General features: G+C 41.8%; 11 protein-coding genes. 8 read left to right on the top strand and 3 right to left on the bottom strand.

Going from position 1 to position 12,814, the window contains the following annotated elements; genetic code table 11:
* Positions 1–269 precede the first annotated feature (269 nt).
* The 4 genes from JMX82_RS10435 to lpxC all read left to right on the top strand — a co-directional run bounded on the left by JMX82_RS10435 (position 270) and on the right by lpxC (position 5,260).
* Positions 270–1,064 carry a cell division protein FtsQ/DivIB gene (locus JMX82_RS10435; protein WP_201540478.1) on the top strand — a complete coding sequence of 265 codons (795 nt, stop codon included), beginning with the start codon at positions 270–272 and terminating at the stop codon, positions 1,062–1,064.
* Positions 1,065–1,235: 171 nt separating this feature from the next.
* On the top strand, positions 1,236–2,528 hold the full coding sequence (gene ftsA / locus JMX82_RS10430) for a cell division protein FtsA (RefSeq protein WP_198329470.1): 1,293 nt from the start codon (positions 1,236–1,238) through the stop codon (positions 2,526–2,528).
* A 235-nt stretch (positions 2,529–2,763) separates the two neighbouring features.
* Positions 2,764–3,969: a cell division protein FtsZ gene (gene ftsZ / locus JMX82_RS10425; protein WP_045454113.1), complete on the top strand. Its 1,206-nt coding sequence runs from the start codon at positions 2,764–2,766 to the stop codon at positions 3,967–3,969.
* A gap of 373 nt (positions 3,970–4,342) precedes the next feature.
* The gene (gene lpxC, locus JMX82_RS10420; protein ID WP_055124715.1) at positions 4,343–5,260 is read left to right on the top strand and encodes a UDP-3-O-acyl-N-acetylglucosamine deacetylase; all 918 of its coding nucleotides are present in this window, start codon (positions 4,343–4,345) and stop codon (positions 5,258–5,260) included.
* A 298-nt stretch (positions 5,261–5,558) separates the two neighbouring features.
* Here lpxC and JMX82_RS10415 read toward each other — a convergent pair whose 3' ends face one another.
* Positions 5,559–6,074 carry a hypothetical protein gene (locus tag JMX82_RS10415; RefSeq protein WP_055124714.1) on the bottom strand — a complete coding sequence of 172 codons (516 nt, stop codon included), beginning with the start codon at positions 6,072–6,074 and terminating at the stop codon, positions 5,559–5,561.
* A 262-nt stretch (positions 6,075–6,336) separates the two neighbouring features.
* Between JMX82_RS10415 and JMX82_RS10410 the strand changes: the two genes are divergently transcribed.
* Positions 6,337–7,065: a CHAP domain-containing protein gene (locus JMX82_RS10410; RefSeq protein ID WP_045444182.1), complete on the top strand. Its 729-nt coding sequence runs from the start codon at positions 6,337–6,339 to the stop codon at positions 7,063–7,065.
* 114 nt (positions 7,066–7,179) lie between these two features.
* On the opposite strand, the gene JMX82_RS10405 is transcribed toward JMX82_RS10410, so the two are convergent.
* Positions 7,180–7,908 carry a hypothetical protein gene (locus tag JMX82_RS10405; protein WP_201540477.1) on the bottom strand — a complete coding sequence of 243 codons (729 nt, stop codon included), beginning with the start codon at positions 7,906–7,908 and terminating at the stop codon, positions 7,180–7,182.
* Positions 7,909–8,131: 223 nt separating this feature from the next.
* The gene (locus JMX82_RS10400; RefSeq protein ID WP_045444184.1) at positions 8,132–8,440 is read right to left on the bottom strand and encodes a YhbY family RNA-binding protein; all 309 of its coding nucleotides are present in this window, start codon (positions 8,438–8,440) and stop codon (positions 8,132–8,134) included.
* A gap of 343 nt (positions 8,441–8,783) precedes the next feature.
* Here JMX82_RS10400 and JMX82_RS10395 point away from each other — a divergent pair, with 343 nt between their 5' ends.
* The 3 genes from JMX82_RS10395 to folP all read left to right on the top strand — a co-directional run bounded on the left by JMX82_RS10395 (position 8,784) and on the right by folP (position 12,798).
* The gene (locus JMX82_RS10395; protein WP_045444188.1) at positions 8,784–9,416 is read left to right on the top strand and encodes an RlmE family RNA methyltransferase; all 633 of its coding nucleotides are present in this window, start codon (positions 8,784–8,786) and stop codon (positions 9,414–9,416) included.
* Between the two features lie 401 nt (positions 9,417–9,817).
* A complete protein-coding gene (gene ftsH / locus JMX82_RS10390; protein ID WP_320158775.1) occupies positions 9,818–11,713 on the top strand; it encodes an ATP-dependent zinc metalloprotease FtsH in 1,896 nt (631 codons plus the stop codon).
* Positions 11,714–11,901: 188 nt separating this feature from the next.
* Entirely contained in the window at positions 11,902–12,798 is an 897-nt protein-coding gene (gene folP, locus JMX82_RS10385; RefSeq protein ID WP_201540476.1) for a dihydropteroate synthase, read from the top strand.
* Positions 12,799–12,814 lie beyond the last annotated feature (16 nt).

Raw genomic sequence — 12,814 nt, 5'->3', positions numbered from 1 at the left:
GGTTAAGCTATTGTTTAACCATAAAATACGTTAATATTGTAATTATAGGTCTGTTTTAGTGATATTTCTGTTTTCTATGAACATAGCCCATAAGTTATTCATAAATTAAGAAAAATGTTACGTTTAAATGAGCATAATGTCATCCTATAAATCGTTTTAGTAAAATATTTTGATAATATGTCAACTTAATAGGCTTCTGCAAAAATATGCAGAGTTACATTTATAAATAGCATGATCAGTTTTATGCAAATATAGGGACAAAGGTCGTTATGGCTCAAACTGTCAACGAGGTAACTGACTTGATGAGTGATAAAACCCGTCGCCCAAACTCTAAGTTCCAAGTACCGACTTCGCTCAAATATTTTTTTATGGTATTGGTACTAGGGTTGCTCGTACTGATATTGATAATGGGTGGAAAAGCGTTGCGTGATGCACCGCCAGCTTCTATCCATGTGAATAATCAGGGTTTGACAGTTACCCAATATCGCGCATTGCAACAGGTTATGAATCAACAAAAGGTAAGCAGCTTTTTTACCTCTGATTTGCAAGCGTTAAGAGATATTACGACGGGTCTGGCTTGGGTTGATCAGGTCAGTATTTCTCGTGATTGGCAACGGGGCATAGTCGTTACCGCATTACCTAAGCAGGCGGTTGCTAATTTTGGTACAGAGCGTTTAGTGGATGCAAAAGGTGCGGTTTTTGTCCCTGCTGATAGTAAAGATCTGACGCAAGAACGCTTCGCCACCTTACAAGGTGAGATAACGCAAGCCCCAGTTATCATGCAGCAGATGCAGCAAGTTAACGACTGGTATACGCCACTTGGTATGCAAGTCGAAGATATTATCCTGTCACCAAGAATGACTTGGCTGATTCGTTTTGACAATGGACTGCGTGTGATTGTTGATAATGAGAATACTGCGCAAAAGTTGCTGAGTTTGAGTCAGCTGCTCGGCAATCAATTAAGTGAGCGTCGAGGCGAAATACAGTCTGTAGATTTGCGCTATAAAAATGGTTTTACCATCGCTTGGGATATGACACAGCCAAAAATCGATGAAGCAGAATAACGATAGATAGATAGATAGCATAAGCAAAAACTGGTTAGCATTTTAGTTTGAGCTATTTTGATAGTTTGTAGCACAGAAGATACAACATCATAGCGTGTTGATAACGCTTTTTTTAATGATCTAATGGAGACGTCATTTGGTCTCCTGTTTAGCGATAATTTGTCTGGTACCATGAAAAATACTGAAAATCTGGTTGTTGTCCATCTAAGTGCCACGGCAGTCTATGTCGTTATTGGTAACGTTGTCTCTGCAAAAGACATCCGTATTCTGGGCGTGGGACAAGTCAAAAATAGCGATTTTTACCAAGGTCAAATAAAACACCGTGAACGTCTACAAGGTGCTATTAAACAAGCCATTCAAGAAGCAGAAGATACTGCCAATTGCCGCGTGCACAGTGTGTGGTTGACCTTAGCGACACCGGAATTATCGAGCAAAAATAGTGCAGGCGAGGTACGTGTAGAAGATGAGGCGGTACGTGCCAAAGATATGGTGCAGGCGTTGTCTAATGCCAAGTCACGCGATCTGTCATCAGACTACTATCTAATGCATTGCTGTCAGCAGGGTATCTATGTTGATGATCAAGATTTCATGGTGGATGATGCGATCGAAATGATGGCGCATAATATTACTGTGATGTATCACATGATGATGATGCCCGTTGCTAGTCGTCAGAATATCCAAAAATTACTGCAAAGCTGTGATGTTGGTATTGACCACATTGTATTTGATGCAGTGACGAGTGCTGAATATAGTTTGATGAGTGACGAGCGCCAGCAAGGGGTCTGTTTGGTAGATATTGGTGCTAGTACGACCAGTATTTGCGTTTATAAAGAAAACAAGCTCATATTTACCCATTGTATCGCGACAGGCAGCCACGAAGTGACGATGGATATCTCAGCTGATTTTGGTATTTCCATGATTGAAGCTGAAAAGCTGAAAAAAACCCATGGTACTGTCGATGTCAATAGTGTCGATCCTAGCTCGTTCTTTATCTTTAAACCGCAAGGAACAGGTGACGAGATTAATATTGGTATCTATAATCTAGCCCGCATTATAGAGGCGCGCTATGTGCAGATATTTACGGAAGTTGCTCGTCAATTGCATGAGGCTGATCTCATCGGCTATATCGACAAAGGTATCGTACTCACAGGTGGCGGTACAGCGATTAAAGGTATGATACCCTTTACCAAAAAATTGCTCAAAATGCCCGTAGTATTAACCAACACTCATCCTGCTATTAGTGCTCATAATCATTTTGATAATGACGAGTCATTTAAGCAGCTAAACAGTCAAGTAAATGATCGTGCTTATCAAACGGCATTTGGTACACTATTATATAGTCAAAGCGAGCAGTTTCGCCGTAGTGAAAAAAGTGAGCCTGAAGCGATTCAAAAAAATCGAGTCACTGGTGTTTTTCAAAGTGCAGGGCAGCGTTTTGCTAGTGTACTCAAAAAGATATTATAATCTGTTAGCAAAACATACTTATATTAAGCAGCATAAGAGTATACAGCTATATAATAGGCAAGAATACGAAAAGTAACACCCTGTACCATACTGGCATATTTTGGCTAGCACAATTATCTAAGCCATTGCCCTGTTTTATTTAAATACAATTATATATAGTAAGTCGATAGCGCGCCATATAAGTGTGTTACCAAGTATCGACCATCACGCTATCTGCAACTGGAGAAACCTTTTTATGTCAAAATACACCATGCCAGATGATAACCAGCCTCAAAATAACGGCCAAGCAAGCTTCACTGTATTCGGTGTTGGTGGTGGTGGCGGTAATGCGGTTGAACATATGGTACAACAAGGGATTAGAGGTGTAACGTTCGTCTGTGCTAATACGGATAAACAAGCGCTTGATCGTTTAACTGCACCGCATAAATTGCAACTTGGCGCAAAAACGAATCGCGGTTTGGGCGCAGGGGCGAACCCAGAAGTTGGGCGTGAAGCAGCAGAAAGCGAAGAAGAAGCCATCCGTGCATTACTCGAGCATTCAGACATGGTGTTCATTACTGCTGGTATGGGTGGTGGTACGGGTACAGGTGCAGCGCCTGTGGTTGCTCGTATTGCTAAAGAAATGGAAGTGTTGACAGTTGCCGTCGTGACTACGCCATTTAAGTTTGAAGGTGGCAAACGTATCAAGGCTGCTAAAGCTGGTATTGAACAATTGACTAACTTTGTTGATTCTATCATTACGATTCCGAATGATAAGTTGATGAGTGTCTATGGCAATATCTCTATGCAAGATGCCTTTAAAAAAGCGGATGATGTGTTATTACATGCGGTTCAAGGTATTGCTGAAACTATCGCTAGTGAAGGTATGATCAATATCGACTTTAACGATATCCGCACTGCTATGACTGCCAAAGGTCATGCGATGATGGGTATCGGCCGTGCTAGCGGTGATGATCGTGCGCGTCAAGCAACTGAGAAAGCCATCAGATCACCATTACTTGATGACTTGCGTTTAGAAAATGCAAAAGGTCTATTGGTTAACGTAATTTCTTCTGAATCACTCTCATTGGATGAGATGAGCAAAATCAGTGTTATTGTCGAAGAAATTACAGATATTGACGATGCACATATTTTCTATGGTTCAGTGATTGATGAAAAAATGGGTGATGATTTACATGTCACTGTTATTGCAACGGGTCTGACTTTAGATGAAAACGCTGGGCAAGAGCCAGAAGTAGTCGAGGCACCAGTTCCTTCTGTCAATAGCACTCAGCCTGTTGACCCTAACGTGCATACCAGTGCTTTAAACAGCCAGAAGCAATCGCAAGCTCAGATGTATCAAGAAACGGCTAGTGCTACTCGCTCAAGCGCGCCTCAAGAGCAGGCGAAAACCAAAACCAATAGCATTCAAGACTATCTAAAACGTCAACAAAATAAATAATATTTTCAGATGTTTGGAATAAAAAAAAGCCAGTACTAAGTTGCTGGCTTTTTTGTGTTTATAGAAAATGTCCATATATTAGCAAACTGATTCAGCTATGAGCGCGCTCTATTTATAAAAATCGCCTCTCGATGCGAAAATAATCATTAATAAATAGGCGTATAAAACAATTTATGATTGTAACACTTGGCTGTTATTTCCCTGTGTTAACAGAGGCAATGTGATCAATAAGACATGATAACCATCAAAATTTATTGACGATAAGTGTTATCAATCAAGGAGATAAGGAAATTAGCGAGTTTTAACTATGGCGAACTAGGGGCGGGTAATGATACACTATGGCAATTGTAACAAAATATGTGAGAAGACAGCCATGAACCAAAGAACCATAAAAACTGCGATTGCTGTTACAGGTATTGGTCTCCATAGTGGTCAGCCTGTTGACTTAGAGTTTCATCCGCAACCTATTGATACGGGTATTGTTTTCGAGCGTTCTGATATCGAAGGCAGCCAGCCGATTCCAGCCAGTGCTTTTTTAGTACAAGACACTATGATGTCGTCAAACCTAGTGTTTGGTGGCACACGTGTGGGGACGGTCGAGCATTTGCTTAGTGCCATTGCAGGACTTGGCGTGGATAACCTTTTAATCCGTGTATCGGCCTCAGAGATACCGATTATGGATGGTAGTGCCGCTCCTTTTGTAGCGTTGCTGCTTGACGCAGGATTCTGCGAGCAAGACGCTTTAAAGAAGTTTATAAAAATCGTCAGACCTGTAAGAGTAAAAGTAGACGATAAATGGGCAGAACTGCGTCCTTATGAAGGGTTTGAGCTAAATTTTGAGATTGATTTTGATCATCCTGCTATCGACAAAGATTTTCAGCATGCACAGCTGCAGTTTTCGACGCAAAACTTCATTGAGCAATTGAGTTCAGCCCGTACTTTTGGGTTTTTACGAGATATAGAAGCCTTACGTCAGAATAATTTGGCGCTAGGAGGCAGTATGGATAATGCTATTGTTATTGATGAGGCAAATATTCTTAACGAAGAAGGTCTGCGTTTTAATGATGAGTTCGTTCGCCATAAAATTTTGGATGCTTTAGGTGATTTATATTTGATTGGCTATCCGATTTTGGGTCGCTTTAATGCTTATAAATCTGGTCACGCGTTAAACAATTTATTGGTACGTGAGATACTATCTGACCATAATAATTTTGAAATTGTAACTTTTGATGACAATGTAACGTGCCCAATTCAGTATTTACCTCTCGAAGGTTTGACTGTTGAAGGATGAATACAGGAATATACACGAAGTATCGAAACATTTACGCAATATTACATAATCTGGCAGTAATTACATTCTAATAATATTCGTTTTTTTGAATGTATTGTTTAGATTATTTTAACAATTCTGCTCTAGAGTAGAGAATATCAAAGCTGTGGATAGTTTTTCAATCATCTGTTGGTGACGTTCATAATGTGAACGGAGCTAGCAGGTGATTTTTTTTGTTTGCGTCATTACAAAATCGCAGCGTTATCAGCTGATTTTTACGGTTTTGTTTACACAACTTTACATAGTAACATTAATAATTTCAATGATTTGCCAGACGTAAAAGTGCTTTTTTGAGATTTTCATCAGTGGTGACATGCTCTGCGGCCTGTGATATAGTCCGCTTTGTGTTTTGGCTAAGAGCCTGATTTTCATTGGCTTTACTAGATTTTGACAAAGTTGCTGATACTGCTGATAGTTGTTTAGATGAATGATTATCAGCTGAATTTTTAGCTACGACGACGCGAATTTGCTTGAGTTGTTTAAATGTAATTGACTGCTCTGTTAGGACTTGCAAATAAGCGCTCTGCAAATAGCGAATATGATTGGCAGCAGTCATTGAGCCCACACTGAGTATTAATTGCTCGGAGGTGAGGCCTACGACCCAACAGGTATTAAGAATTTCTTCAGGTAGACAATCTACCAATAACTCTTTTACCTCGTTAGTCGCTTCTATGTATAGCCGCATATTGTCAGCAAGCGTTCGGGGTAGTGCGCTACCAGCAAAAGCTTGATGGTCGATAAGTTGGGCAAGCCGATTTGGCTGTTTTTTTGACATCGTGATGACTCATCTAGTAGGTGACAAAATCGATATTCATAATTGACATGCTAAAAGCAATTGATAATGAACGATTTGCGAGACAGTGAACTAAGCGGAATATGGTATTAACAGATAATACCAGCATTAGTCACTACAGAAAGAATAGCGGGCTGTTTTAATAAGGATTTTATCATGTTTTGTAATGATCATCTCCTCTAAACTAATTGATGCTTTGTCACGGATGACGAGCGGTCTTGTATTAACAATAGGTAGTAAATTTATGAAACAAGCTTTATTAATTTTGTCAGTATTGGGAATGGGTATAGCACAGACAAGTGGTGCTGTCGAAACAACCTTTCAACCAAATAATACCTTGAGTCATACCATCACTAATATCTCTGCTTCTGCGAACTACGGTTCTAGCCGCAATATCTATAGCACTAACAGTGGTGCTCATGTATATAGCAATGATGAGATCAGTCAAGCCATTGATAATTTAAGTGCGCATGCCAAGCAAAAAGAATACCAGCTTGCTTCGCTTACCAGCCGTTTGTCTTATGAGCAGCGTCAGCAGCAATCAAGCCGCGCTCCTGATCGCAATTCTGCTCCTGCGATTGCAGCGGCAAGTGCATCGCGAGTAGCATTATCTAGAAGCTCTGGCTACTGTGCTCGCTATGTACGTAAAGCGCTACAATCAGCAGGTTACGAATTTACGCCTAACCCTTCAGCTTATCAGTATGCCTCTCGCGGCACACTTGCTCAAGCAGGTTTTACCAAGATCAGTAATGATATGCAGCCACAAGTGGGTGACGTCGTTGTCTATAATCGTACGTCAAACCGTCCACATGGTCATATCCAGATCTTTGATGGTAACGATTGGGTATCTGATTTCCGCCAAAACAGCATTAGCCCATACAGTGGCACTTACAGCTATACAACATGGCGTGATTCGCAATATGTCGATGATGCATCAGATCGTGGTATTTACCTCGCGATGGCTGACAAATAGTAGACAGTTAGATGTAACCTAAGTTAAAAGTTTTCTCCAAATCCAGTAATGCTCTTTATAGCGTTGCTGGTTTTTTTTGCGCTTTGAGTTGTGATGCTTAAGTTAAAAGTAGAGTTAAAGCTCAAATTTCGACCAGTGGCTACGATTGTGAAAGTCAGGCGGGGAGGCGTGGTTTGGGGCAAAATATAAAGCAATCTCACCAAACCATAAAATAACGCAAGGATGTATTTGCTCAATCACAGTATTAGCGATGGTGTACTGCTGATTGGGTCGTTGGATTACTGGTACATTAAAGCTGCGCTCATAATGATGAGGTTTATTTGCAATTGATGGATCATTAGATAAAGGGTTTCTCACGTACCTTAATGTTGGCGTTACATTGTTTATCCAATTAATAAACGCGCGCGCTTGTCCATCAGCTGCATGTAAGGGGGTTGGTGGTAAGGTGGCAGGATTACGATAGCTTGCAAATTGATATAGCGCGTAACGACCGTCTGGATTGGCATTAATCTCGATATAGGGCGTTGCCTTTTGAGCCTCCGTTAGATTTTCATCATTTATCAGACGACCAGCGATAAAACACTCAAGGCAAGTCTCTTCCCACAAGTAATCATCGAATTTTACTTGTGCTTGCTGCCACATTGACCAGTTTAGCTGCTTTGCTAGCATTTGGTTGGGTAGGGTGAGTTGATAGGTTAGCTGTAAGTGGAGTGATGGCTGTCGAATAATCTGAGCACTCACATTTATACAGATGCGCTGTAACTCATCCACTGTTACACCCAGTTGCTGCGCATCATTTACTATGGTTTCGGTGGCCACACAGAGATTGAATGATTGATTCATAAGTTAAGACCCGACAATAAAAATATAGAAGTAACCATAAGAAAAGTTGTACCGACTAAGTGAGCTAATATTACACGCTAAGTAAATCTAAAACGAGCAGACAACATAAAAGCCGCGAGCAAGATGCATCGCGGCTTTTACATTTATCGTCACCATTTGGCTATGATTTGAGTTGATATGGCATATCATCACATCACTCAAACCAGCTGGTCATCACATATTATTATGCATGACGTGCTAAGTTAGACAATTTTGGATTGGCGTTTGGATTTTTACGTAGTAACAATGCCATACGACCAATAGAATGAACCAAAGACGCGTTAGCCGCTTTGGCAAGTTCCGCACCGATGACATCGCGCTCTTCTTTTGTGCCAGCAGGCAATTTTACTTTGATGAGCTCATGATCTGATAGCGCGCGATCAATCTCTTCAGTAATGGTTGGGGTAATACCTTTATTGCCAATCATGACGATAGGTTTGAGGTCGTGACCAATGCCTCTTAGGCGTTTGATGGTAGCGTTATCGAGTTGCATAGAATTCCTAGGTGTTGGTAAAAATAAAAGACAGTGCTATTAAGAGCAGTTGACGACCATTATAGATAATCTGTGGTCATCTTGCATGAGATCAGCAGGATTTTGCACGATTTTACGTGATGAAAATGTTAAACTGAATGTTTGGGCACATTATAAACGCTACTGTCTGATAAATCAGTGTTTTAACCAATAGAATTTAGTCAGTTTAAGACTGCAAATGTAGAAAAATCTTGATTGATAGCATATTCGAATGAATTTAACCCATATCGCATGTGCTTCATAAATCTTTTAGCTACTTCAGTAATATGTATGAATGTTTTGCAAAGCAATAGGAGCAGGTATTTTGGCCACGCGTATCGAAAATAAAAAACTGTCAAAGAGTAGTAGCGCTTGGATGAAAGAGCATATTGACGATCATTATGTGCAAAAAGCGCAAAAAGATGGCTATCGTGCCCGTGCCGCCTATAAGCTATTAGAAATTAATGAAAAGACCAATATTATTAAAAAAGGCATGACAGTTGTAGATTTGGGTAGTGCTCCAGGCAGTTGGTCTCAAGTGGCAGGTCAGCTAGTAGGCGAAAAAGGCATTTTGATTGCTTCTGATATTCTGCCGATGGATACATTGCCTGATGTGACCTTTATTCAAGGCGACTTTCGCGAAGCAGAAGTGTTTGATGCGATCATGGCAGAGGTTGGTGATAGACAGGTCGATGTAGTGCTGTCCGATATGGCACCAAATACGGCAGGAAACAGCGCAATCGATCAGCCACGTATGATGTATTTATGCGAGCTGGCAGTGGACTTCGCGCTTGCAACCTTACCAGAAGGTGGCGCACTTATTATGAAAGTGTTTCAAGGTGAAGGCACACAAGAATTACGCAAGCAGATGCAGCAGGATTTTAGTAAAATCCGTAGTATCAAACCAGGTGCGTCACGACCACGGTCAAAAGAGATGTTTTGGATAGCGATTAAATAATCATAACGTCGTTGTGTCACAGCCATTGTAAGCGAGATAATGTGTCACCATAACATAGTCTCATGAGCGCATTGAACCCGCTACAATCGTTAACTGAATAATAGCGAAACCTGCTTGAATTATGCAGGTTAGCACCACATATCATGGTATATTAACTTTGTTTCAAGCATATGTTTTAGGCAAAGTCGTCTGACAATAAGCGCCTGATGTGCTCATCTACGATAGATATATAGGTCATTGATATTTATAACTTGTGAAAACAGTCCCCATGCAGCATTTGAGTTGTGTGAGTCTGACTCATAAATTTTGGCTATGAATATATCTACTAAAAAATGAGCGATACGTTTATAGACGTCACGTGTTTAATAAACACACCAATAAGTAAGGGATGGGAATAACTAGTGAGCGACATGGTAAAAAATACCTTATTGTGGCTGGTGGTAATCGGCGTTTTGGTGCTGGTGTTTAGCGGCTTTGATCAATCATCCGAGCCGGATAGCCTTAACTACTCTGAGTTTGTGACCGCTGTGTCAGAAAACCAAGTAGCCAGCGTTGAAATCGATGGCGAGCAAATCACCGGCGAAAAGAAAAATGGTTCATCATTTGAGACCATTAGACCAGCTGTGTCAGATGATGAGCTCATGCCATTGCTGCGTGAGAACCAAGTCGAAGTCCAAGGGACTGCCCCAAAACGCCAAAGCGTCTTGATGCAATTACTGATAGCCAGTTTCCCAATTCTATTGATTATTGGTCTGTTTTTATTCTTCATGCGTAACATGCAAGGCGGCGCTGGCGGTAAAGGCGGCGGCCCTATGAGCTTTGGTAAGTCAAAAGCTAAAATGCTGACTGAAGACCAAATCAAGGTGAACTTTGAAGATGTGGCTGGTTGTGAAGAGGCCAAAGAAGAAGTGGTTGAAGTGGTCGAGTTTTTACGCGACCCTGATAAATTTACCAAACTGGGCGCGACGATTCCACGTGGTATCTTAATGGTAGGTCCTCCAGGTACCGGTAAAACCTTGTTAGCCAGAGCCATTGCTGGTGAAGCTAAAGTGCCGTTCTTCTCAATCTCAGGTTCTGATTTTGTTGAAATGTTTGTCGGTGTCGGTGCCTCACGTGTACGCGATATGTTCGAACAGGCTAAAAAGAGCGCGCCTTGCATCATCTTTATTGATGAAATTGATGCGGTCGGTCGTCATCGTGGCTCTGGTATGGGCGGTGGTAATGATGAGCGTGAGCAGACACTGAACCAATTATTGGTTGAAATGGATGGTTTTGAAGGCAATGAAGGCGTGATCGTCATTGCAGCGACCAACCGTGCGGATGTGCTTGATAAAGCGCTACTGCGTCCAGGTCGTTTTGACCGTCAGGTACAAGTGGGATTGCCAGATATTAAAGGCCGTGAACAAATTCTTAAAGTGCACTTGAGAAAGCTGCCGAATACTATCGGTGTGGATGCCAATGCATTGGCTCGCGGTACACCAGGTTTCAGTGGTGCGCAGCTGGCCAACCTCGTCAACGAAGCGGCATTGTTTGCAGCACGTCGCAACAAGACTAGCGTTGATATGAATGACTTTGAAGATGCAAAAGACAAGCTATATATGGGTCCTGAGCGTAAATCAATGGTCATCCGTGAAGAGGAGCGCCGTGCTACTGCTTATCATGAAGCAGGTCACGCCTTAGTCGCTGAGCTACTACCAGGTACCGATCCTGTGCATAAAGTAACGATCATGCCGCGTGGTTTTGCGCTTGGTGTTACTTGGCAGTTGCCAGAGCATGACCAAACCAGTATGTATAAATCAAAAATGCTGAGCGATATTGCTATCTTATTCGGCGGTCGTATCGCTGAAGAAGTCTTTATCAATCAAATGTCGACAGGTGCTTCTAACGACTTCGAACGTGCAACCAAGATGGCTCGCGCTATGGTGACGAAGTACGGTATGTCTGATGCGCTTGGTATTATGGTTTATGAAGATGAAGACAGCTCGCAAGGCTATTTTGGCTCTAGCAGTCGTACGATTTCAGAAGCCACGCAGCAAAAGGTTGATGAAGAAGTTCGCCGTATGTTAGAGGAGCAATATGATATCGCGCGTGAATTGATTGAAGGCAATCAAGAAAAAATGCATGCGATGGTAGATGCTCTAATGAAGTGGGAAACGATTGACCGTGATCAGTTGCAAGATATCCTAGCAGGTGAAGACCCACGTCCACCTAGAGTTTATCAGCACAATGAAGTCAACTTATCGAAAAGTGATATTAAAACAACCAACTCAACACCGCCACCGTTACCAGCGATGTAGTTGTCAGTTGATTCATATCCAATAGAAGAAGCCCTTTATCATAAAGGGCTTTTTTTGTTGTCCATATTTCGTGAAGGGTTTAGTACAGAATAGAGTTTACTGGTATCATAAGCACAACGCATAACAAGCACAGTGCATAACAAGCAGTCTGCAATAATTAGAATGTTTTGATGAGAGATAATTTGGTTATGTCCTTATTTCAGCCCTTACCCAGCTATAAGATATCAAGTCGTGATAAAACACTAGATTTATCGCAGCCTCATATTATGGGTATTCTTAATGTCACACCCGATTCGTTTTCAGACGGTGGACAGTTCAATGTGATAGATAAGGCTGTTGCGCATTGTCAGCAAATGATAGAAGAAGGTGCGACTATTATCGACATTGGCGGTGAGTCTACTCGCCCCAATGCGGATGCTGTGGGCACTGTTGAAGAGATGCAGCGTGTTGTGCCAGTGGTTCGAGCCATTAGGCAGCAATGCGGGGAGGATATTTGGCTATCCATTGATACCAGTAATCCAGAGGTTATGAAAGCGGCTTTTGACGCTGGTGCTGATATTTGGAATGATGTACGCGCACTCAAACGCGAGGGTGCAGCAGTACTAGCGGCTGAGCTTGATATACCCATCATGCTGATGCACATGCGCGGTGAGCCAACAACGATGAATAATTTGGCACACTATGACGATGTCATTAGTGACGTAAGGGCTGAGCTATTATCGCGTATTGACGAAGTAACAAGAATCGGTGTTAAGCGTGAGAAAATTATTATCGACCCAGGCTTTGGTTTTGCGAAAGATTATGAGCATCATTGCGCACTATTAAGCCAGCTTAGCAGGCTACAAGTGCTTGGTTTACCGATGATGTTTGGCATTTCACGCAAGCGTTTTTTAGCGGAAGTATTGAGCAAGAGTTGCGTCGAAGTCGTTGCTACTACCAACGCGGTAGATCGTGATGTGGTAGGTACGGCAGCTGGTATCTTTGCCCTACAGCAAGGCGCTGGCATTATACGCACCCATAATGTGGCGATGATGCAGCAAGCAGTCGCCTTGTGGCGTCAATTATCTGCGCATAATTATCCTTAACCGTAATTTAAAATAA

The sequence above is a fragment of the Psychrobacter sp. 1044 genome (genome assembly GCF_904846525.1).
Classification (GTDB): domain Bacteria; phylum Pseudomonadota; class Gammaproteobacteria; order Pseudomonadales; family Moraxellaceae; genus Psychrobacter.
Note: the sequence above shows the minus strand (reverse complement) of the source record. Positions and strands in the feature narration are given on the sequence as shown.